The sequence below is a fragment of the Sulfitobacter sp. HNIBRBA3233 genome (assembly GCF_040149665.1).
Lineage (GTDB): Bacteria > Pseudomonadota > Alphaproteobacteria > Rhodobacterales > Rhodobacteraceae > Sulfitobacter > Sulfitobacter marinivivus.
Genome location: NZ_JBEFLP010000002.1, coordinates 108,542 through 129,735, shown reverse-complemented (window position 1 = coordinate 129,735; position 21,194 = coordinate 108,542). Strand labels below are relative to the sequence as shown.

At 60.3% G+C, this 21,194-nt stretch carries 19 protein-coding genes; 6 read left to right on the top strand and 13 right to left on the bottom strand.

The features are described 5' to 3' along the window. Positions 1-8 precede the first annotated feature (8 nt). The 5 genes from ABMC89_RS13855 to ABMC89_RS13835 all read right to left on the bottom strand — a co-directional run bounded on the left by ABMC89_RS13855 (position 9) and on the right by ABMC89_RS13835 (position 6,473). Positions 9-1,310, bottom strand: a complete 1,302-nt coding sequence (locus ABMC89_RS13855; RefSeq protein ID WP_349568898.1) for an NAD(P)/FAD-dependent oxidoreductase — start codon at positions 1,308-1,310, stop codon at positions 9-11. Then, a complete protein-coding gene (locus ABMC89_RS13850; RefSeq protein ID WP_349568896.1) occupies positions 1,307-2,938 on the bottom strand; it encodes an ABC transporter ATP-binding protein in 1,632 nt (543 codons plus the stop codon). The genes ABMC89_RS13855 and ABMC89_RS13850 overlap by 4 nt, the downstream gene beginning before the upstream one ends. Then, positions 2,935-3,810, bottom strand: a complete 876-nt coding sequence (locus tag ABMC89_RS13845) for an ABC transporter permease (protein WP_349568894.1) — start codon at positions 3,808-3,810, stop codon at positions 2,935-2,937. Before ABMC89_RS13845 ends, ABMC89_RS13850 begins: the two co-directional genes overlap by 4 nt. Beyond that, a complete protein-coding gene (locus tag ABMC89_RS13840; protein WP_349568892.1) occupies positions 3,807-4,796 on the bottom strand; it encodes an ABC transporter permease in 990 nt (329 codons plus the stop codon). The genes ABMC89_RS13845 and ABMC89_RS13840 overlap by 4 nt, the downstream gene beginning before the upstream one ends. Positions 4,797-4,877: 81 nt before the next feature. Beyond that, on the bottom strand, positions 4,878-6,473 hold the full coding sequence (locus ABMC89_RS13835; protein WP_349568890.1) for an ABC transporter substrate-binding protein: 1,596 nt from the start codon (positions 6,471-6,473) through the stop codon (positions 4,878-4,880). Between the two features lie 216 nt (positions 6,474-6,689). Here ABMC89_RS13835 and ABMC89_RS13830 point away from each other — a divergent pair, with 216 nt between their 5' ends. Then, positions 6,690-7,550 (top strand): VOC family protein, encoded by an 861-nt coding sequence (locus ABMC89_RS13830; RefSeq protein ID WP_349568888.1) that lies wholly within the window; start codon positions 6,690-6,692, stop codon positions 7,548-7,550. Between the two features lie 11 nt (positions 7,551-7,561). Here the strand turns inward: ABMC89_RS13830 and ABMC89_RS13825 are convergent, their stop codons facing one another. Continuing rightward, complete coding sequence (locus ABMC89_RS13825) at positions 7,562-8,233, bottom strand: acyl-homoserine-lactone synthase (RefSeq protein ID WP_349568886.1); 672 nt, start codon at positions 8,231-8,233, stop codon at positions 7,562-7,564. A 307-nt stretch (positions 8,234-8,540) separates the two neighbouring features. Here ABMC89_RS13825 and ABMC89_RS13820 point away from each other — a divergent pair, with 307 nt between their 5' ends. Then, on the top strand, positions 8,541-9,989 hold the full coding sequence (locus ABMC89_RS13820) for a sensor histidine kinase (protein ID WP_349568884.1): 1,449 nt from the start codon (positions 8,541-8,543) through the stop codon (positions 9,987-9,989). 5 nt (positions 9,990-9,994) lie between these two features. On the opposite strand, the gene ABMC89_RS13815 is transcribed toward ABMC89_RS13820, so the two are convergent. Then, entirely contained in the window at positions 9,995-10,438 is a 444-nt protein-coding gene (locus ABMC89_RS13815) for a hypothetical protein (RefSeq protein WP_349568882.1), read from the bottom strand. Between the two features lie 105 nt (positions 10,439-10,543). Next, the gene (locus ABMC89_RS13810) at positions 10,544-11,476 is read right to left on the bottom strand and encodes a LysR family transcriptional regulator (RefSeq protein ID WP_349568880.1); all 933 of its coding nucleotides are present in this window, start codon (positions 11,474-11,476) and stop codon (positions 10,544-10,546) included. A gap of 192 nt (positions 11,477-11,668) precedes the next feature. Here ABMC89_RS13810 and ABMC89_RS13805 point away from each other — a divergent pair, with 192 nt between their 5' ends. The 3 genes from ABMC89_RS13805 to ABMC89_RS13795 all read left to right on the top strand — a co-directional run bounded on the left by ABMC89_RS13805 (position 11,669) and on the right by ABMC89_RS13795 (position 13,812). Next, positions 11,669-12,328 (top strand): GntR family transcriptional regulator, encoded by a 660-nt coding sequence (locus ABMC89_RS13805; protein ID WP_349568878.1) that lies wholly within the window; start codon positions 11,669-11,671, stop codon positions 12,326-12,328. Between the two features lie 153 nt (positions 12,329-12,481). Beyond that, complete coding sequence (locus tag ABMC89_RS13800) at positions 12,482-13,462, top strand: response regulator (RefSeq protein WP_349568876.1); 981 nt, start codon at positions 12,482-12,484, stop codon at positions 13,460-13,462. Next, positions 13,459-13,812, top strand: coding sequence for an Hpt domain-containing protein (locus ABMC89_RS13795; protein ID WP_349568874.1), 354 nt, complete (start codon positions 13,459-13,461; stop codon positions 13,810-13,812). Before ABMC89_RS13800 ends, ABMC89_RS13795 begins: the two co-directional genes overlap by 4 nt. A gap of 153 nt (positions 13,813-13,965) precedes the next feature. Here the strand turns inward: ABMC89_RS13795 and ABMC89_RS13790 are convergent, their stop codons facing one another. The 5 genes from ABMC89_RS13790 to ABMC89_RS13770 all read right to left on the bottom strand — a co-directional run bounded on the left by ABMC89_RS13790 (position 13,966) and on the right by ABMC89_RS13770 (position 20,511). After that, positions 13,966-14,331: a response regulator gene (locus ABMC89_RS13790; RefSeq protein WP_349568872.1), complete on the bottom strand. Its 366-nt coding sequence runs from the start codon at positions 14,329-14,331 to the stop codon at positions 13,966-13,968. A 29-nt stretch (positions 14,332-14,360) separates the two neighbouring features. After that, positions 14,361-15,488, bottom strand: a complete 1,128-nt coding sequence (locus tag ABMC89_RS13785; RefSeq protein WP_349568870.1) for a sensor histidine kinase — start codon at positions 15,486-15,488, stop codon at positions 14,361-14,363. A gap of 270 nt (positions 15,489-15,758) precedes the next feature. Next, positions 15,759-18,908, bottom strand: a complete 3,150-nt coding sequence (locus ABMC89_RS13780; protein WP_349568868.1) for a CHASE domain-containing protein — start codon at positions 18,906-18,908, stop codon at positions 15,759-15,761. Positions 18,909-19,168: 260 nt separating this feature from the next. Beyond that, positions 19,169-19,666 (bottom strand): A24 family peptidase, encoded by a 498-nt coding sequence (locus ABMC89_RS13775; protein ID WP_349568866.1) that lies wholly within the window; start codon positions 19,664-19,666, stop codon positions 19,169-19,171. Then, positions 19,663-20,511, bottom strand: coding sequence for a helix-turn-helix domain-containing protein (locus tag ABMC89_RS13770; RefSeq protein WP_349568864.1), 849 nt, complete (start codon positions 20,509-20,511; stop codon positions 19,663-19,665). Before ABMC89_RS13770 ends, ABMC89_RS13775 begins: the two co-directional genes overlap by 4 nt. Positions 20,512-20,864: 353 nt before the next feature. Between ABMC89_RS13770 and ABMC89_RS13765 the strand changes: the two genes are divergently transcribed. Further along, complete coding sequence (locus tag ABMC89_RS13765) at positions 20,865-21,095, top strand: Flp family type IVb pilin (protein ID WP_349568862.1); 231 nt, start codon at positions 20,865-20,867, stop codon at positions 21,093-21,095. The last annotated feature ends 99 nt before the right edge of the window (positions 21,096-21,194 follow it).

Below are 21,194 nucleotides of genomic sequence, written 5' to 3'. Positions count from 1 at the left end.
GAAGGCTCCTAGTGTTTGATTTCTTTGGTGTCGGCGCGTTTGAGCCACGCAAGATAGGTTGGTGCAACCCGTCTGAGCAAACCCTGCACCGGAAACGGTTCGGGGTCTGTCAGCGGCATGGCGAGGGTTTCGATGTCTTCACCGGTGACCGCACGGGCCAGTTCGCGGCCCATGGCGGTGCCGAAGGCAACGCCGCGACCGTTACAGGCCATCCACGCAAAGGCATCCGGACCGATCTGGTGGATGCGCGGGAAACGGTCCCAGTTCATGCCCACGTATCCCGACCAGACGTGGGTCATCTCGGGTACGCCGAGTTCGGGAAAGGCCTCGGCGATGTTACGCGCGGCTTTCTCCTTCACGCGCCGGGCCATGTCGTGGCTGCCCATGACGGCGCCGCCGGTGATCAGGCGGTTGCGCGCGTCGTAACGGAAGAACCGCAGGTCGCCGCGCGTGTCCGACACGGCCTGACGGCCCGGCAGGATGCGGGCGCGCAGGTTGTCGCCCACGGGCTCTGTTGCCATCTGCCAGCTCAGCACCGGGATCAGGGACCGCGCCAGCCGCGGGGCCAGTTTCGGTACCAGCTCGCCTGTATAGGCATTCGTCGCCAGGATCAGCGCGCGCGCTTTCAGAGTGCCGGTTTCGGTGCGGACCACCCATTCCGATCCGACGCGGTCGTATCCGATGACGGGCGATTGTTCATGCACCACGGCACCCTTCCGCTCGGCGGCCTGCGCGAGGCCACGGGCGAAGGCCAGCGGGTTGATGTGGCCACCGGTCGGGTTGGCCATCGCCCCGTACCAGAAATCCGTTCCCAGCAGGTCCGCCGTTTCGGCCCGGTCTTTCAGCTCGGCCGGGAAGCCGTACCGCTGCCACGCCTCGACGCGTTTTTGCACCAGTTTCACACGGCCCGGCGAATGCGCCGGCTGCATCCATCCGGCCTGTTCGGCCTCGGCGTCCATGTCGAATTCGCGTGCCAGCCCGAAAAGCATATCGGCCGAATTGCCGATCAGGTCGACGACCCGCCGACCGGCATCGCCGTAGCGTTCGACCCATGCGTCCGGCTCGGCGCTGGTCAGGATCGGGATCACCTGTCCGTTGTTGCGGCCCGACGCCCCCCAGCCCACGGCCATGCCTTCCAGCACGGTCACCGCGTGGCCGCGCCGTGCGGCCTCAAGCGCGGCAGACAGGCCGGTGAAGCCGCCGCCGATCACGGCGACGTCCGTCTCGTGCGTTCCTGTCAGAGCCGGGCGCGGCACGCGCACGGGTGCTGTCGCGGCCCAGATCGACGGTTGGTGCCGGATCTTGGTCATGCTGCGGGCACTTCCAGGCGGGGCGGTGTCCAGTCCCGCCCGGGGATCGAGGTCATCAGCGTGCGGGTATATTCGTGCTGCGGATTTGCGAAAACCTCGGCGGTCAGGCCGCTTTCCACGATCTCGCCCTTCTGCATCACGATGATCCTGTCGCACAGTTGCGCCGCGACGCGCAGATCGTGGGTGACGAAGAGCAGCGACAGCGACATCCGCTCGCGCAGATCCGCCAGCAGCCTCAGCACCTGTGCCTGCACGGAAACATCCAGCGCCGACACAGGTTCATCCGCCACGATCACCCTCGGTTCAAGCGCGAGCGCGCGGGCGATCCCGATCCGCTGGCGCTGGCCACCGGAGAATTCGTGCGGAAACCGGTTGGCCGCCGCCGGGGAAAGCTCGACCAGTTCAAGCAATTCGCGCGCCTTTTCGCGCGCTTGGGCACGCGGCATTCCGTGGACGATCGGGCCCTGCGCGATCAGGTCCACCACCCGCTTGCGCGGGTTAAGCGATGCCATGGGATCCTGAAACACCATCTGGATCTGTTTGCGCTGTGCCCGCAACTCTGCCGGAGAGCATGCCAGAAGGTCCACATCGCCCATCTGTACCGCGCCGCTGTCGGCCTCGAGCAGGCGGGTGACGATGCGGCTGACCGTGGTCTTGCCCGATCCGCTTTCGCCTACCACACCAAGGGTTTCACCCCGGCGCAGGGTGAAGGACAGATCGTTCACTGCAACGACCGCACGCCGCTTGCCGGTCAGAAATCCGCCGCGGGCCTTGAAAGTCTTGCGCAGGTTTCGCCCTTCCAGCACCACGGGCGCATCGCTGGGGATCGGCGCCGGTGGCTTGAGATCGGGAACAGACGCGATCAGCGCCTTGGTATAGGCGTGTTGCGGCGCGTTCAGCACCTGATCGGCGGGTCCGCTTTCCACCATTTCGCCTTCACGCAGGACCACGACGTGATCCGCAATCTCGGCCACGACGCCGAAGTCGTGGGTGATGAACAGAACGCCCGCGCCTTCTTCTTCCTGCAATTCGCGGATCAGCTTGAGGATCTGCAACTGCGTCGTCACATCCAGCGCGGTGGTGGGTTCGTCCGCGATGATCAGCTTGGGGCTGAGCGACAGCGCCATGGCGATCATCACCCGCTGACGCTGGCCGCCCGAAATCTGGTGCGGATAGGCGTTATAGGCACCCTCCGGATCGGGGATCTGCACCCGGTTGAGCATCTCGATCGCGTGCGCGCGCCGCTCCTTGCGTCCGGCGTTCATGTGCAGGCGCAACACTTCGTCCAGCTGCCAGCCCACGGGTTTCTGCGGGTTCAGGGCCGTCATCGGCTCTTGGAAGATCATCGCGATGTCCTTGCCGCGGATCTTTTTCATCTGCGCCTCGGACTGGGCGATGATGTCGGTCCCGTCAAAGGTGATTGCCCCTCCGGCCACATGCACATGCGGTTCCGGCAGCAGGCGCATCACGGCGCCTGCGGTCAGCGACTTGCCCGACCCGCTTTCGCCGACAAGGCAGACGACCTCCCCCGGTTTGACTTCGAGGTCCAGCCCGTCGAGCGCAAGCGGGCGGTCCGATCCTTTCGGCAGGGCGATTTGCAGCCCCTCGATTTTCAGCACCGGGTTCATTGTTTCTGCCTTGGGTTCAGCGCGTCGTTCAGCCCTTCGCCCACCAGCGAAAAGCTGAGCACGGTAAAGACGATGACGATGCCGGGGATCGCGGCGCAGTACCAGTCGGTGCGCAAGACGGCGCGCCCCTGCCCGATCATGTTGCCCCAGCTTGCATAGTTCGGATCGCCAAGCGCGAGAAACGCGAGCGCGGATTCCAGCAGGATCGACAGCGCCATGATGACAGAGGCATAGACGATGATCGGTGGCAGCGCGTTGGGCAGGATTTCCTTGAAGATGAGCGCCGTGTTCGACACGCCGAGGTTGCGCGCCGCATCGACGAATTCGCGGTCGCGCAGGGACATGAACTCGGCCCGGACCATGCGCGCGGGTGCGGTCCAGCTGACGATCCCGATGGCCACCGTGATCCATTCGATCTTGGACCCCATGATTGCCACGAGCGTCAGCAGCAGCACGAAGTTCGGGATGGTCTGGAACGCTTCGGTCACGCGCATCAGCAGATCGTCGATCCAGCCGCCGAAGTAGCCCGACAGCGCGCCGATGACCACGCCGATGGCAATGGCGACCAGGGTTGCCGCAACGCCGACCAGCAGCGAAATCCGTGCCCCGTAGAGGATACCGGCAAGAATATCGCGGCCAAGCTGGTCCGTGCCCAGCGGGACCGACCAGTCCTGAAACGGCGGCGTCAGCGGATCACCGGCACGCGACAACGGATCACCGGGCGTGATGACACCCGCGAGCAATGCCATCAGCAACACGATGATGAACAGGCCAAGGCCCAGCATCGCCGCGCGGTTCCGGCGATAGCGACGCCAGAAGACGACGGGGCGGGACGGCTCGGGCGCGCTGAGCTGCGTATCGGTCAGGGTCATTTCAACTCAATCCTGCTGTCGAGGCGGGCGTAAATCAGATCGGTCGCGAAATTCACGACAATCACGATGATGGAGCAGAGGAAAATGATCCCCATCAGGGTGTTCATGTCACGCTGTACCACCGACTGGTAGGCCAGCTGTCCCAGCCCCGGCAGGGTAAAGATGGTCTCGACCACCACGGACCCGCCCAGCACGGTTGAAAATTGCAGGCCCAAAAGCGTTACCACCGGCAACAGGGCGTTGCGCATGATGTGGTGGATCATCAGCCGCCCCTCGCTCGCGCCCTTGGCGCGGGCGGTGCGGACGTAATCCAGTTCGGCCACTTCCATCACCGAGGCCCGCATCAGGCGCAGATAGAAGCTGAGATAGATCAGCGACAAGGCGGCCGTGGGCATCACGAGGTGGCGCGCCACATCCAGCACATGGTCCCAGCCGGTGTAGAACCCCGCGATGGTCTTGATCCCGCCGACGGGCAGCCAGCCCAGCTTGACCGCGAAAAGCAGCATCATCATCAGGGACAGAAAGAAAGAAGGCGTGGCGTAAAAGACCAGCCCCAGCGTGGAGATCACGTTGTCGGTCAGCGAATAGGCCCGCCGTGCGGCGATCGCCCCCAGCGTGATCCCGATGGTGAACGCAAGGCTCAGCGAGGTGGCCATCAGCAGGAGCGTGACGCCCAGCCGGTCCCACAGGACGGTCGCCACGGGCTGTTCGTAGACGAAGGACCAGCCGAAATCGAATGTCGCAAGTTTGGTCATGTAGACCCAGAGCTGTACGTAGACAGGCTGGTCCAAGCCGTACTCCGCCCTCAGACGGGCAATGAATTGGGCATCCGCGCCGCCCATATCGCCCACAAGCGCATCGACCGTATCGCCGGGGGCGAGTTTCAGCAGCAGGAAAGTTCCCACCATGATCAGGATCACGACCGGAACCGCCTGCAAGAGGCGGCGCAGGGCGTAGATCAGCAGGGGGGGGAGCGGCAGCTTCATCTCTTCTTACCTGAATTCTGGCAGCCGCCGCGGCGGCAAGGGTGTGTCGGCCCCCGTCAGGCGGGGACCGACAGGGTCAAATCACTCGTCGAGCCACAGATCATACCAGCTGGAGGAATTCCAGCGCGGGGTGTTGTGGTGGTTCTTGAGCTTCTTGTTCGTGACCGAGATGAAGGGATGCTCGATCGCGAACATGACAGGCAGGATTTCCTGATTCTTGCGCTGGATCTCATGGTACATCTCGGCGCGTTTCTCAGGGTCCAGCTCGGAGGCGGCATCGTCGATCATCTGGTCGATCTCTTCGTTCTTCCACCCGAACTGGTTGGTCCATGGCGTGCCCTCAGGCTGGCCGGAGCGCAGCCAGACCATGGTCGACACGGCAGGGTCGGAGCGGAACTGGTGCCAGCCGTTCGCCGTATCGAAATCGTGGTCGCGATAGACACCGTTCAGAAAGCCCGGCGCGTCATTTGTCAGGATTTCCACCTCGATACCGACTTCGGCAAGAGCCTGCGCGAAATACTCGCCCCAAAGCTGGGTGTATTCGCCCCATGGCGCGGGGCGGTGGCGCAGGCTGAACCGGATGCCGTCATCGCCGGCGGGATAGCCCGCCTCGTCAAGCAGCGCTTTGGCCTTTTCGACATCGTATTCGTAGACCGTCACATCGTCGGTGTAATTCGCCCCACCGGCCTTTGGCACCGGGCCACGGCCGGGCGCCGCAAAGCCGCGCATGATGGTTTCGATCGCATAGTCGATGTCGAGCGCGTGGTGGATCGCCTGCCGGACCTTCGGATTGGCCAGGATCTCGTTGCGATGATTGAATTCGACCGTGGAGTGGGCGACGTTGTTTTCATACCCCTTGGTGCCCACGTCGAACCGGTCGTCATTGGACAGACGCTCGATGTCGGCCATCGACACGCCGATGAATCCGCTTTCGTGCACCTCTCCCGCCTCGAGCGCTGCGGCAGCGGCGGATTTATCCTTGATGAAGCGCCAGACGATCCGGTCGAGGTACGGATACCCCTCGCGCCAGTAGTCCTCGTTGCGGACAGCCATCACGTATTGGCCGCGCTCGTATTCGACGAACTTGAACGGGCCGGTCCCGACCGGCGCGGTGTTGTATTCGTTCTTCAGGATGTCCGTGCCCTCGTAGAGGTGTTTTGGCATCGGATGGCCCAGATCGGGCATCGCGGCCACGAACAGCGGCAGCGGCATGGGCTTGGAATAGTTGAAGACCGCGGTGTGGTCGTCCGTGCAATCGACAGACTCAAGGTTGGATTGCAGCGCCGAGGAATAGTTCAGCAGCGGCTTCCACATCTCCATCGCGGTGAAAGCCACGTCATCACAGGCGAAATCCTCGCCGTCGTGCCATTTCACGCCTTCGCGCAGTTTCACGGTGATCGTCAGGCCATCATCGCTGCCCGACCATTCTGTCGCCAGAACGGGCTCGTAGCCGTCATAGCTGCGGTCGATCAGCGGCTCCACGATCTTGCCCGAAATGTTGTAAACACCGGTGGATGCCCGCAGCGCCGGGTTGAGCGTGCGCTGTTCGGAAATCATGTGGACAACCGCGGTCCCGCCGCGCTTGGGTTCTTCCTGCGCCTGCGCCGCCGTGCCCAGCGCGAGCGTCGCCACGCCGGCCAGCAGCAAACTGCCGCGTTTCATCGTTGTTTTCATCATTTTGAACTCCCTGATTTGGTGCCGTTATTCCGGTTAGCAGATCGAGCATCCACAATTCTAAGTCTCCGAAAGAAGCGGTCAATACGGCCCACCGCCCCCTTCGCGCAGGACGGGAAAAGCCAAGGTGGCGAATCCCGATCATTGTTGACAATATCATTGACAGTAACGGGAATGACCAGCCGCACAAAAATTCACCAAACCCGAAAGGATACTCCCTTGGCGCACCCCACTCTCGGCATCGATCACTGTTTTGCCCTCGTGAACGACCTCGAAGAGGCCGCAGACCAGTACCGGCGCCTCGGCTTTACGCTGTCGCCACGCGGCCTGCATTCGGAAGCGAAGGGATCGGCGAATTACACCATCATGTTTCCGCGCGATTACTTCGAACTGCTGGGCCTGCTGAAGGATACCCCGCTGAACGCTCCCCGGCGCGCGATGCTGGACAAGATGGGCGAAGGGCTGCACGCCATCGCCTGCCGGATCGAGGATGCCGCCGCCGGAGAAAAGGCATTGGCCGAGCTTGGGATCGCGGCGGGCAACCTGAGTGATTTCGAGCGCCCGGTCCCCCTGCCCGATGGCAGCACGGGACGCGCCGCGTTTTCGACAATCGCCTACGAGCCCGGCGAAGTGCCCCGCGGGATCGTGTTCATGTGCCAGCACAGGACGCCCGAAACCGTCTGGCTGCCCGAGCTTCAGGACCATGCAAACGGGGCGACCGGGCTTGCGGCGATTGTTGCCGTTTCGGAGGATCCGGCAGCCGAAGCGCCACGTTTCGCGCGGCTCTGGCGGGACGCTGAAGTCCATGGTGACGACGACACCCGCGTCGTCGAGACCGGCAAGGACTCGGCGCCGCTGATCCTGATGACGGCACAAGCCTTCGGGCGCGCATATCCCGGCATCGATCTGGGCGATACAGCGCAGGGTGCCTTCACGGTGCTGCGGCTCACATCATCGAAGCCGGACGCGGCGAAAGAGCTGATCGAGGCGAATGGCATCGAGACCCACAAGACCGCTGAAGGCTTCGCCGTGGCTCCATCGGTCGCCAGCGGATGCGTTGTGGAATTTGTCAGCGGCTGAGGGCGCTTTGCCTAGGACACAGGCATTTCGCGGGACCGTACATCCAATGCGAACTGCTTCATCTTCATCATCGCCGCCTGTGACCGGTCGCCATCCAGCTCCATGACCGGACCGGCGGGAAAGGCGCTCATCCCGATGCGCTTGCACCAGCGGTGGAACACGGCCGGCACGATCCCGATGATATAAGAGCATCCCAGCCCGCGCGCGGTAATCGCCATCTGCTCCATCAGAATGGTCTGAACCCGCCCGCGGCGTTTCGCGGTGACACGCTGGGACACGAAAAGCCGCGTTGCTTCCCAGATCTTGTCATTCACCGGCGCTTCGAAAAACAGGACGCTGCGCGGGATGCTGGGTAGCAAGCCGTCCTGCGCATCCTTGATCATATAGGTCGACTGCCCACAACGTGCAGTGGTAGGGGTCAACCGTATTCCGGCAAGGATCTCGCCGTACTCGTGCAGGATGACCCACTTGCTGAGCGGCGTGTCGTACTGGTCGAACTCCATTCCCGAGACCTGCGGAAGATCCCACCCCTTATGATCGATGAAGGTCTCGCGCCGGGCGCGAAGGTAGTTGACGAACAATTCGCCGTGTTGGTGGATTGTCGTGAAATCGAGGGTGGTGACCCGGATGCCCGGCTCGTCGACGGGTGACGTGGGCAGGATCGGTGGCAATTGCTGTGGCACAGAAATGGCATCATAGGCCTGCGCGCTCTCTGCGCTCTGCTGCCTTGCAGGAGAGTCGTCAAGAGTGGGAAATACATCCCTCGCACGGCGAGGAAATGCTTCATACCGTTGATAGGTCATCTGTTTTTTGCTCGCTTCTTCACCTACCTTCTTAACCTAAGGTTGCAATCAATCAACACGAAAGCGCCACATTTAGGCAACAATCTGAGACTAGCTGCTGAATTGTCTCAGACGCAGCCGGTCACCCGAGCCACAAAATGGAGCGCGTGACATCTTGAAGGTAGCGAGACAGGAAGCAGGACCGAGTATGATGATAGGGCCAAACGGCATCATTAACCCATGGCGGCATCCACCAGACCTCGACACTCTGGTGACGCAGATCAATGACTATTGCGCGGTCGGCCGCGCTCTTGTCGTTCAACGCACCCTGATCTTTATGGCGGCGCTGGTCCTGCAGGCCGTTTATATCAGCACAACCAACGCGGGTATCTGCCTTGTCCTGATCCTGATCGCGGAGCTCTTCGATTTCAAGACATTCCGCATGGCGCGCCTTATGGACCGCACGGACCCGAAACAGGTGCGGTCGATCCTGCGACGCATCCACTTCGGCACCCTGCTGAGTTCTGGAGTGATCAGTTTCTTCGCCATCTCGATCTCTGTCATGCAGACCGAGAGCAACTATTTCATGCCGCTGTTCTTCCTGCTGGCAGCGGCGATCTTTGCCGCGATGAACAACCACCAGATCGTGTCGGTTCTCGTGATTCGCATAGGGATCTATGGCGCGACCTTCATCTTCATCCCGATGTGGGATCTGGTCCTGTCCGGCGCGGGGCTCAGCGATCCAATGTGGCTGAACTTCTTCACCAGCCTCTTCGTGCTCTATTTCATCATCGACTGCTCGATGACGGCGCTGAAATACTACCGCACCAGCAAGCGCCATCTGAAACAGCTTCGTTTTGAGAACGAACGCGCCCGCGCGGCGCTGGTAGCCAAGACCGAGTTTCTTTCGACCGTCAGCCATGAATTGCGTACCCCGCTGACATCGATCAAGGCGTCTCTGGACATGACAATGGCCGGCGCGTTCGGCCCGGTACCCGAAAAATCCGAAGCGGTTCTGAAGATCGCGCAACGCAATGCTGGCCGCCTGAGCCAGTTGATCAACGAGCTTCTTGATCTTCAGAGAATGGAAATCGGGAAGATGAATTTCAATTTCGCCCCGGTCGAGATCGCTTCGCTGCTTGCGGACGCCCTTGCGGACAACCGCTGCTTTGCGGACGAGCTCGGCGTGAAGCTGGCCCTCACTCCGGTAGAGGCAGGCCTGACCGTCAACGGGGACCGGATGCGGCTTGAACAGGTTGTCACGAACCTCTTGTCCAACGCCGCGAAATTTTCGGACTCCGGAAAGGAAATCCACCTTTCTGCCAGGAAATGCGGGGACAACCGCGTTCAGATCGCCGTCCGCGACCAAGGCTTTGGTATCAACGAGTCGGATCGCGATCGTATTTTCGAAAGCTTCACCCAGCTTGACGCATCCGACCGCCGCAAGGTCGGTGGCACCGGGCTCGGACTGAACATCACCAAACGGCTGGTCGAAGCCCATGGCGGCGACATCGATTTCACAAGGAACTCGGACGGCGGAACCACGTTTTTCGTGACGCTCGACCTTATCGAAGATCAACCCAAACCTGTCGACACTTCAAAAAAAAACATGGCGGCCAATAGTCCACTCAGCCCCGTCCGCAGGGCAGTCCGCTGATCCGGTCAGACGACCCGCAGATCAATAGCTGGGATCCGGCGAGGAACACCGCGCCCCGCGATCATTCCCAGCCTCTGGGCAAGCCGCAGAACGGTCCAGTACCCCAGATCCGTCGCCTCGGCGGCGGCGGTGCGGCAGGACGGCAGCAGGATCGCTTCGTCGAATTCGCCATTGCGGACGCCCGGCCTGAAGCCCTCCCTCTCGAAGACATCGATATAAACAAGGTGCAGGCTGCCGCGCATCCATGGAAGCGTCGGCAGGCGGCTCAGCCGGTCGAGAACGGCATCAACCATGGCCGCCTCGCCCACGGCCAGAACATCCGGCCCCGAAAGACCACCGGCGAGCACACCGCCCGCGACATCCCCGCTGTCGGCGCAGGTCAGGATTTCAACGAAGGGGGCAGGCGCGTCCTGAATACAGCGGCGCGCGGCCAGTGAAAGTATCGTCATGTCAGTCTCCTCGGGTCCGTAAACCTCGGCAGGATTGCCTGACCTGTTGTCTATTCCACTAGTTTAAAAGAGCATAATTCAAAATACTGGCCTTTAAGGGTATAATTACTCATGCGAAACAGCTCCCATCCGGGGCACATCGGCGTCATCACCGATCCTGGCCGCGGATCCGAGGATCGCATCCTGATCTTCCTCGGCCTTGTTCGCAACTTGGGCAAGGCTCGCGCGGGCGGTGGCGGCGATATCTGGCTTCAGATCATCGCGCCAGACCGACCAGACCGGATAGGCGAACCGAGGCGCCTCGGGCACCAGATGCAGGCGCCCCGCATCCAGATACCGCTGGACACTACGCGCGGGCAGGTAGGCTGCGAGGCGCCGGTTAACGATGTATTCCGCCCCCAGCGCCCCCAGCGCCATTGTCACACCGCTGTCGGTCAGATGCGGCAGGCTGAGCGCGTGGGCATGGGTGAATTCGGGCCCCCAGTCCACGAAGACATAGCTGCCTTCCAGATGGGTGTCCTGCGCCGGCCAGGACGCGACAAGGACCAGTTCGTCCTCCATCACCGGCTCGACCGTCAGGCCCGGTCTTTGCTGGGGGGCGTAGGTCAGTGCCACCTGGATGACCCCTTCGATCAGGAAACGGGTCAGGCGATCCGGCATGCCAACCTCGGAGCGGATGCTGAGAGCGGGGTCGCGACGTTGCATCTCGTCGATCATCCGGAAACCTAAGCGCGGCCAGAGCGAATATTGCGCACCGAGGGTCAGCGCCTTGCTGTAGCCTTCGGGGATCGCGATTTGCTGGCGCGCTTCCTCCCACAGCTTGATCAGGCTGAAGGCGTAGGTTTCAAATTCCTGTCCAGCGGAGGTTAGGATCGCCCCCGCCTTGGACCGGGTGAAAAGCGGCGTTCCAAGACTGTCTTCCAGTCGCTGGATCCGCAGGCTGACCGCAGATTGCGTTACGAAGAGACGCTCGGATGCGGCGACGAAGGACCCCGTTGCTGCGACTTCGAGAAAGGTCTTGATCAGTGTGATATCCATTCGCGCACCTTGACCGACCGGATCGCGCCACGCCAGTTTCTTTTTATCGCGGCCCTGCCCGCAAGGCGCGGTGATAGAGAGCCCCAGCGAACCGATGCCGGGCGCCGAAAATAGAACTGTTACCTATTTTATTCTTCTGCCGGATTGGTCTAGAAAGTCACAAATTGTATCAGTTACCGGAAAATCCGTGACATGACGACTGCACCGACCGAAGACAAGGACGCCCTCGCCCGGACGCTCGAGCTTGATATCATTTTCGGTCGACTGTTTCCCAATCAACGCCTGATCGAGGACGAATTGATGGCCCGTTTCGGGCAGTCCCGCCACCGGGTCCGCCGCGCCATCGACACGCTGGTGCTCAGCGGTCTCGCGGTGCGCGAGGTCAACAAGGGCGCGCATGTCTGCAGCTACTCGGGCAACGAAATCAGCCATATGTACGAATTGCGCAACATCCTTGAGGAAGCGGCAATCGGGCGGATCAAACTGCCGGTTTCGCAAGAGCTTATCGATGATCTGTGGAAGCAGCACGCGCAACAGATCGCCGCGGTGAAGGCACAGGATCTGCCGGAGGTTTTCCAGCTGAACAATGCCTTCCACCAGACCATCTTTGCCTGCTGCGGCAACCTTGTCCTGTGCGAGGCGATCGAGGCGCAGGCGCGGCGGACACAGCCGATCCGTGCGCTGAATTTCAACAATTCGGTCTACCTCGACGAAGCACTGGTCGAGCACGAGCGGATGATCGAGACGCTCCAAACGGGCGATCTGGACGAGCTGGTGCTGCTCAACCGCGCGCATATCCTGCGCCCGATGCAGGCATACCTTGCGCAATACGGGTTGAGTTCGACGTTCTGATTTCAGCGGTCCGCGCGACCATTGACATATCAAATAGTCGAAACAATGCAGCCAAGAAGCCCTTACTATTTCTTAATCTGTCCTACTTTCGCCACCTTTTCAGGGGAAGTTAAGACCTAGCCGATAGGCTGATTATGATTATGGAGTTGGCACATGAAAATTTTGGCGGTCGATGATGATCCCATCATCCTTGAGCTTTTGGGCCAGTTCATCGCGGCTTTCGGTGAGCATGACCTGATCACTGCGGAATCTGGAAAAGACGCGCTCGACCTTCTCAACGGAAGAAACGCACCGGATTTCGACTGCTTCATGCTCGACATCCAGATGCCGGTGATGGATGGCATAACACTTGCCAGAAAAATCAGGGCATTGGACGGACACCAGCAGACGCCGATCGTCATGCTGACAGCCATGTCCGAAAAGCGCTATATTGACGGTGCTTTCACTGCGGGTGCGACGGATTACGTCACAAAACCATTCGATATCACCGAACTCCGGACCCGTCTCGGGCTGGTTTCGCAGCTGACGAAAGAGCGCAAGGCGAAGACCGACAAGATCTTCGCGACACAGTCGCTGGCTGCAGGCGGCAGAGACCCCAACCAGATCGAACTGCACTCGCCGATTCCACTCTACGACGTGGATAATGTGATCGATTGCACCGCGATGGAAAACTACGTGGCACAGCTGTCGCGGTCGTCCCTCTTCGGCTCTACGGTCTTTGCCTTTACCATCCGCAAGATCAGCGGGTTCCACAGCACGCTCAGCACGGCCGAGTTCAAGTTCCTGATCGAAGACGTGGCGGAAGTGATCTCGGACACGCTGTCGGGGCACCAGTTCCTGATGTCATACGCCGGCAGCGGCACGTTCATGTGCATCACCGAAAGCGGCTGGCGGCCCGAGATGACGCGGCTGATGGATCAGGTAAACCTTTACCTGAGCCGTGCGCAGATTGTATCAAATGATGGAGTAGAGCTGCATCCGCGCGTCAGCGCCGGTAACGCGATCCGCCTTGTTTGGAAATCCGGAGACCAGATCATGAATGCACTCGGTCAGGCGCAATCGACGGCTGAACACGCGGCTGACGAACATGAACGGCTCAAGACTGACTTCTTCCAGTTCGGGAGAACCGCATGAACGCCGCGGCCCTGGAACTTCCCGGGCTGGACCGGATCAGGGCACGGTTTGTCGAACTGCTCGACGACCGGCGGACCCTGATTGCGCAGCACGCGCTGGCCGCGTGGGATGCCGAGACATCCGAAGACATCAACGGCAATCTCGAGGCCGCGAAAGCGCTTCTTCACCAGATCGCGGGAACGGCAGGCACCGTCGGCTATCCGCAGCTTGGCTCAGCCGCGCAGCAATGCGAGGCGGAGATCATTGCACATCTCGAAGGCGATTATGCCGATCTGGCAGTCTGCCCCGGAGAGATCATCTGGCGCATCGACGGCTTCGTCGCCGCCTGCGAGGAAGTCGTCGCTCTCTAAGCCCATACAAAGACATGCAAAACGCCGCGCAGGGAAATCCTGCGCGGCGTTTTGCTTTGCCCCTTACGCTCCATCCCGCCTGCTCGACCCGAATGGCGATCCGGTCGTGCGCTGTGGCACTTCAAGGTTTGAAAAGGGAGTGTAACGGGCGGCTCAGCCCATTGCCGCCTTGATCTGTTCGGCCAGCGACATCGGATCGAAAGGCTTGCTGATCACGGCTGCCGCCCCCATTGCACGCAATTCATCCAGTTCGGATTCCTGCGCGCGTGCTGTCATGAATACTGCGGGAGTGTCACGCAGATGGGGCATTTCGCGCATCAGCTCGAGCGTCTCTTTGCCGGTCATGCCTGGCATCATCATGTCGAGCAGAATAATGTCGGGTGTGTTGTCTTTTACGAACTCAAGAGCCTCCGGTCCTGAGTCGCACTGCGTCACATCAAACTCTCCTGAAAGTTCCAATGAGAGCTTTGCGATTTCGCGTATGTCCGCGTCATCTTCGACGTGAAGCAATTTAATCATCCGGTAATCCCTATCGGCTGGCGCAGGGGCTATCCTGCCTGCCGCATCTCTATCGCAGCGCCGGAGGGCTGTTCAATGATTTCTTGCTTTGGCAAAGAAAAATAGAATGTCGAGCCACAGCCTTCGACGCTGCGGAACCCGATTGTTCCGTTCAGGCTTTCGACGATGGCCTTGCAGATGCTCAGCCCCAGCCCGGTGCCACCCTTTGTGGATCGGTCGGAATTGCTCATGTCCGCAAATCTCTGGAAGATCTTGTGTTGTTCGGCCTTCGGGATGCCAACGCCACTGTCTGTCACGCTGATGCAGATGTCGACGTCGGTGTCTTCAAGCGCGAGGGTGACCTTGCCACCCGGCTTGGAAAACTTCGCGGCATTTGTCAGCAGGTTGGTCAGCACCTGGTGGATCCGGTTTGCATCCGTATAGATCTCAAGCGGACGGTCCGCGCCCAGCACTTCGACCTCCATATCGAAGCGCTGGAGGTAGACGCAGGACGCTTCAACCGCCTCTCGCGCCAATGCGGACAGGTCGACCGGGCTGTAATCGAACTCCATCCCGCCCTGAGCGATCTTTTCCAGATCGAGAATGTCGTTGATGATCAGCACAAGGCGCTCTGCGTTGCGATGCGCGATCTCCAGCAGGCCGCGTGCGGACTTGGGCAGTTCGCCCGCCGCATTGGACAGCAACAGCCCCATGGACCCCTTGATAGAGGTCAGCGGCGAGCGCAATTCGTGGCTGACGGTGGAAACGAAATTGGCCTTCATCTGCTCGTGTTCGATGCGGTCCGAAATATCGTGAAGCGTAATCAGAACCTGCGGCTTTTCACCCGGCGGCGTGAACCGCTGCAACGTCACCTCAAAGCTCGCCTCGCGAAGCCGCAGAAGGCTTTCGGTCGGCATGTCCTCGCCCGCCCGCAAAGCATTAAACAGCTTGTTGTGCTTTTCGGGGTTCAGCAGATCAAAAAGAGTGTACTTGCGATACTGGCCTTCTTCCAGGCCGGAGCGATCCAGTGCCGCCTTGTTGAGGAACCGCAGTTGCAGCGTCTCCTCATCCAGAAGCCACAACTCGTCGCGCATGGTGTTCAGCAGCTTCGGATGGCGCTCTGCGTTCTGGGTTACCACGATCGGCGCCGGGCTGCGCGTGTTGCGACGGCGCAGCATCCTCAGCGCAAGTGGAACCCCTCCGCCGATGGCAGCGGCGCCAAGACCCGATATCAGTTGAACCGGACCCGCCGGCAGCGCGGCCGCGGCCCCCACGAAAAAGAAGGAGCCCGTCGCAGTCCCAATCAAGAAAGTTTTCAATTCATTAGGATACGGTCGAGTCATCGGATAAATGCCTGTATAAATCTTACCGACAGAAAGGCCAGTATTTCATTTCGTATGGACAGACGTATGATATATCAAAATGTCGATAATGAGGCAGCGACCTGATCAACCCGAGAAACTTTTTGTCGATCCCGCGTCGCCTTCGCTGGATGCACGGATCAGTTCCACGATCTCCTCGATCTCGACTTGCGACTTCGTAAGCGTCAATTCGACCTTCGGGTGGTCCGCTTCCTTGTTGGCTGCGGACAGGACGATCACGCGCGTATCGGGATGATCGGCTTCGATCTGGTCCAGCAGCGCATGCCCGTCTCCGTCCGGCAAGCTCCAGTCGATCAGGACGATATCCCACTCGCGTGCGTCGATCTGGCGGCGCGCAACCGCCAGCGACGGGGCATGCGCGAAATCGGCCATATCACCCACGCCCGCACGGATCACCTCGGCAAAGTCCGGGTCGTCCTCGACGTGCAGCACGCGCAGGGTTTTCTTGCGGGGTGTGGTCTTTTTGGCTGTCTCTTCGCGTGACAGGATCGCATCGACGTTGACCAGCGGCACCGTGAACCAGAACACCGTCAGGCCGTCCGGCGTGCTCTCAAACCCGATACGGCCCGATTGCCGCGCCACGATCTGGCGTGTGATGTTCAGGCCCAGACCGGTTCCGCCCTTGGACCGTGTGTCGGACCCGTCAAGTTGAGTGAACGCATCGAAGATCTTCTCGCGGAAGCTCTCGGGAATGCCCGGGCCGAGGTTGCGCACAAAAATGATCGCTTCGGTTGCCAGCCGTTCGTAGCGCACGACAACGGGGGTATCGGGATCGGAATACTTGCACCCGTTCGAGATCAGATTCGCCAGAACCTGCCGTGTACGATTCGCGTCGATGTGCACGACCAGATCACCGTCCGGTGCCTCGACCTCGAGCGTGTTGTGATGCTGGACCGCGAAGGGATGCATCTCGCTGACAGAGGATGTGACGATCTCGCCGAGGCTGGTATTCTGGATCTCGAACACGACCTCGCCCGACGAAATCTTTTCCAGATCGAGGATATCGTTGACGATCATCGACAGGCGATCCGCGTTGACCCGCGCAATCTGGATCAGGCGCGCGGCGGCATCGCCGAGGTTGCGCGCCTCGGTCGCACTGAACAGACCCAGTGCGCCCTTGATCGATGTCAGCGGCGTGCGCAATTCGTGGCTGACCGTGGCGACGAATTCGCTCTTGATCTGTTCGACCTTCTTCTGGTCCGAGATATCTACGATCTGCGCGATGAACACGTTCTCGCCGATGTTCTTGTCAAAGGTCCAACTGACATTGATCAGCCCCCAGCGGACTTCCCCGCTGCGCGATTTCAGCATGGCCTGCGTGGAATACGCTGTTTTCTTGCGTTCCTTGAGCATGACGGCAACATCGTCGTGAATCTTTTTGAAATCAGCTTCCGAAACCAGATCGCTGATCTTCATGTCTTCGAGAAGCTGCTCTTTTCTGTAGCCGCACAGCTTTTCGAGCGCGATGTTCGCATCCTTGAAGTTACCGGCCCCGTCCAGCAATGCCATGCCGACCGGTGCGTCCGCCAGAACCAGCCGGAACCGCTCTTCGCTCAGCTCCAGCGCGTTCCGCGCGCGGTGGATTTCGGTAATGTCGCTTTGTGTGCCGACCAGACGCGTGCCATGGCCACGTTCGTCGCGCTCGATGGCGATGGCATCGGAATACATCCAGCGCCATTCCTCACCGAAGCGGATCCGATATTCGGCCATGGTGCGCGCCGTCTCACCCTCGATGCAGCGCCTGTCGGCTTCCAGAAGGGCGGGCAGGTCCTCCGGATGCACGCGGCTCATGAAATGTTCCTGGTGGTCGAAGTGCTCTTTGATCATCTCGGTGCCCATGATCTTGTGCCACGTCTCGGAAACCACCGATTTCCCCGTCGACAGATCAATTTCGAAGATACCGATTTCCGCCCCCCCGAGCGCAAGATCGTAGCGCCGCCGCACGGCATCCACTTCGTTTCGGGCCTTGATGGTTTCGGTCACGTCGCGGACAATCGCGGTGATCCTGCTTTCCCCATCGGCGGATTTCCAACTGTTCGTCTCGACATCGAGAAACAGCCGCTCTCCCTCCGGCCCGGTCCCTTCGGCGTTAAAGCCGTCCTTGCGCTGCCTGCCGGGTTTGAGCGAGACAAGGTCGCCGAAATCGCGCCCATCCAAGGTCTCGTGCGAGGCTACAAACATCTCGTTCGCCGCTTCGTTCGAAATCTTGATCCGCCCATCCCCGTCAAGGATCATCACCGCCGACAGGGTCGTTTCCAGAAGCGATCTGTTTTCCTCTTCCCGGGCCCCCAGCTGCCGCGCCCGTGTTTCGGCGATTTCCTTCAAGGCGGTGCTGCGCAGGTCCGAATACTTGAAGATAACAGCAACAAGCGCCGCGATGCTGATCCCCAGCAGCGCAAGCAGGTAGGGCACATAGCTTATGACAGAGCCATCGAAAAAGGGCGTGCTGGAATAGCTGAGAAAAAGCGGCTGGCCGTTGATCATCAGCGAGAATTTTTGCGAAAAGATGCCGTCGTGCGGCAGCGACGGGGCGTTGTCGTAGACCAACGCGTCCGAGCGCATGTCTTCTCTGTCATAGACCCTTAAATGGTAATTGGGCGCCGCGGCGGAGGAAGCTACGGTGAAGAGCTCCTTGGCCACGAAAGGCGCATTGACCCATCCAAGGAAGTCGCCTGTGTCGTCATCGGCACCGAATGCGGGCGATCCGCTCTCGTAGGCTGCCAGCACGAGGATGAAACCGATCTGCTGTTTCTCGTCCTGCACCAGCGCGATGCGCGGCGACATCATAACCTCACCCGTTGCGCGCGCCTCGTTCAGTGTGCGCCTGCGCCCTTCCTCGAAGGTGAGATCGAGACCGATTGCCGCTTCATTTCCGGCAAGAGGGCTGATCCGCGACAGGATGAAGCGTTCGCTGTTTCCGGTATTGGGGTGAACGCGGATATCGCGTTCGTATTCAGCCGACAGCCCCTTCTCCAGAAACGGAATACCCGCATCGCTGACCGCCCGGACAAAGGATATGCCGCGGATGCCTTCATAACGTTCTTCAATATTCAGGCCGCCGATGAATTCGTTGTAGTCGCGCAGCGAAACGGTTTCGGTGACGCTCAGATAGGTGGCGACGCTCGCCAAAACCGCGCTGTAATCGCCAAGCCGCATCTCGATGCTGCTTTTGTTCTCGGATGCAATCTGGCGGAACTGGTGGTTTGCGCTCGCCATTTCGGCCTTCCGCGCAAGAAAGAAGGCACCAATACTCAGCAACAGGCATGCGGCAACTGCAATCAGACCGATACGCTTGGACACTCTTGACGCCCTTTGTGGCTTGCGGGGTGCTTTTCCCCGGGCTTCACTGACTATCACAGGTTATCCTAATCGCCTATAAGTTGAGACATGATTTTGCATTTTCAGCAAGATAAACGGACGAGTGCTGGCGAACCGCGATGCGCTGCGTTCATTTCAAATCAGTCCTTTCCCCTGCGTTATCCACCCGCACCCAGCTTCGAGATCGCGAAATCGCCGAGCGGCCCATAAATCATGGAGGAAATCGCGATTGCGGGACCCAGCGGTAGTCTTTTAGCGTCATTGAATGCCCGCCACTGCAGGGCCTTTACGCTTCTTGAGCGCCGTAATATTTTTATCACACTCAGGCTGAGAATGACCGAGACCGACAGCGCGAGCGCGAATGCGGCGATGTCCTGCAAGGGCACGAAGAGCATGACAACAGATATCATCTTTACATCGCCGCCTCCCAGCATTCCCGTGTAAAATGCCGCAAAGGCGAGTGCGAAAACCGCCGCTGCCCCGACCAGACGCAGCGGTATGTCCGCAGGCGCCAGCGTCGGCAGATGGGCCAACGCCAATGCGCAAAACAGGACAAACAGTGCCCGGTTGGGAATCCTGAGATACCGCAGGTCCGTATATATAAGGTAAAGAAATACCGGCACCGGTATCCACGATAACAGGTCTGTTCCGCTCACCCGGCCGCGTCTCTTTCCGACGCAATCGCGGCCAGCAGTTCAACCTGTCCCGATGTTTCGGTCTTTGCGTAGATGTTTCGCAGATGCGTGCGCACCGTAGGAATAGAGATCCGCAGGCTTTCCGCGATGTCGCGCGCCTTTCCGCCGGCGGCGAGCATCTGGCAGACCCGCCGCTCGGAGCGGCTGAGCCCGCAGCGGTTCTGTATTCCCAGAATACCCCCCGTCTGGCCAGAGGCCGCGCTTGCGCGGGTGCGCCCGAAATTCCGGATCGCGCGGCTGATCAGGCCGGGGGCCCGCACTGTCCAGGCATCCGCAAGCGCCTGCGCAATCATCGCCGAGGGAAGATCGGGGCAGTCCTTGACCGTGTCGGCAAACACAACCTCAAGTGTATCGAGCTGCACCGAGGTGCTTTCGAGCACAATAATGCGTACTTCCGTACCCCCTGAGATGTTTCGCCAGTCGCCCGCCGTCACAAGAGGCGCGAACATCGGATCACTCTCTACCTCGGACAGGTGCAGGACATCCGCGGCGTTCGCGGAAAACCCCTTTTGAAGAAGGGCGGCGCGCAGAAAGCCGCCGCATGTGCCTGTGTCTGGATCGCCCAGCGCCCCCACCGCCGTCGCGACGGGCAGGACCTTGCCACGGCTGTAGCGCATGAGCGAGACCTGCGCGGCGCCCTCGATCCGGGCATAAAGCGCCAGCACATCCTGAAGGGAGATGTGTCCAGACAGTGCCGCATTCCAGTCCGTCACCAGCGCCAGCGCGCTGGCAATACGGGCGTGTGTATCGCTTGCGCCGGGAAACGGGACCAAATTGGACCGGTCATTGACATGGCTACGCGGCACAACTGTTTCCTCACCGGCAAAAACTACTCTCTCGATTTTTACAATCTAGCGGGATATCGCCAAGAGTTTCCACAAAACTGCACGAAAGAGCGCAATTATGTTGCGTTAATAATACTGTGACCTCTCAACTGCCGCCATCAGTCACGAAACAATCTTCTCGCAGCAGTTGAAAACCGGACCTCTTCGCCCCCGCATTGCCCCAAAATGGTCCCAAAGCATCATCCATCTGAATGATGTGTCAAATAATTATTAACGATAATTTTAATCTCATTGGCGGCGCCCTGTGGGAGCCACAACTCACAGGCGGGCCCCCTCGCCGAACACAACGTACTGGTTATGAAGGATACCAAACTATGGCACTGCAACTCAAGAACGCTCTGGCGAAACTGCGCCGCGACGAAGAAGGCGCAACACTGGTCGAGTACGGGATCGCACTCGGTCTCGCCGTGACACTCGGCGCGGGTGCGCTGCTCACCCTCAGCGGCGATGTCAGCTCCACCATGGGCAAGGCATCCGGCGCTCTGAACAGCATCGAAGGCGGCACCGAAACAGACACAACCGGCAGCACCGGCGGCACGACCTAAGCCCGCAGGACGTGATGGGCCCATGCGCCCTCCCCCACCATCGGACCCGCCGCGCCCCACCGGCGTGGCGGGTTCACTTCTTTGAAGATGTAGAGGTTG

What these genes read in the sequence shown, in the direction of transcription:
- ABMC89_RS13785 (WP_349568870.1), bottom strand. Translation starts at nt 15,488, where the DNA reads ATGCTGCGCCGTCGCAACACGCGCAGCCCGGCGCCGATCGTGGTAACC.
- ABMC89_RS13835 (WP_349568890.1), bottom strand. Translation starts at nt 6,473, where the DNA reads ATGATGAAAACAACGATGAAACGCGGCAGTTTGCTGCTGGCCGGCGTG.
- ABMC89_RS13815 (WP_349568882.1), bottom strand. Translation starts at nt 10,438, where the DNA reads ATGACGATACTTTCACTGGCCGCGCGCCGCTGTATTCAGGACGCGCCT.
- ABMC89_RS13800 (WP_349568876.1), top strand. Translation starts at nt 12,482, where the DNA reads ATGAAAATTTTGGCGGTCGATGATGATCCCATCATCCTTGAGCTTTTG.
- ABMC89_RS13795 (WP_349568874.1), top strand. Translation starts at nt 13,459, where the DNA reads ATGAACGCCGCGGCCCTGGAACTTCCCGGGCTGGACCGGATCAGGGCA.
- ABMC89_RS13820 (WP_349568884.1), top strand. Translation starts at nt 8,541, where the DNA reads ATGATGATAGGGCCAAACGGCATCATTAACCCATGGCGGCATCCACCA.
- ABMC89_RS13780 (WP_349568868.1), bottom strand. Translation starts at nt 18,908, where the DNA reads ATGGCGAGCGCAAACCACCAGTTCCGCCAGATTGCATCCGAGAACAAA.
- ABMC89_RS13805 (WP_349568878.1), top strand. Translation starts at nt 11,669, where the DNA reads ATGACGACTGCACCGACCGAAGACAAGGACGCCCTCGCCCGGACGCTC.
- ABMC89_RS13845 (WP_349568894.1), bottom strand. Translation starts at nt 3,810, where the DNA reads ATGACCCTGACCGATACGCAGCTCAGCGCGCCCGAGCCGTCCCGCCCC.
- ABMC89_RS13850 (WP_349568896.1), bottom strand. Translation starts at nt 2,938, where the DNA reads ATGAACCCGGTGCTGAAAATCGAGGGGCTGCAAATCGCCCTGCCGAAA.
- ABMC89_RS13790 (WP_349568872.1), bottom strand. Translation starts at nt 14,331, where the DNA reads ATGATTAAATTGCTTCACGTCGAAGATGACGCGGACATACGCGAAATC.
- ABMC89_RS13855 (WP_349568898.1), bottom strand. Translation starts at nt 1,310, where the DNA reads ATGACCAAGATCCGGCACCAACCGTCGATCTGGGCCGCGACAGCACCC.
- ABMC89_RS13840 (WP_349568892.1), bottom strand. Translation starts at nt 4,796, where the DNA reads ATGAAGCTGCCGCTCCCCCCCCTGCTGATCTACGCCCTGCGCCGCCTC.
- ABMC89_RS13765 (WP_349568862.1), top strand. Translation starts at nt 20,865, where the DNA reads ATGGCACTGCAACTCAAGAACGCTCTGGCGAAACTGCGCCGCGACGAA.
- ABMC89_RS13810 (WP_349568880.1), bottom strand. Translation starts at nt 11,476, where the DNA reads ATGGATATCACACTGATCAAGACCTTTCTCGAAGTCGCAGCAACGGGG.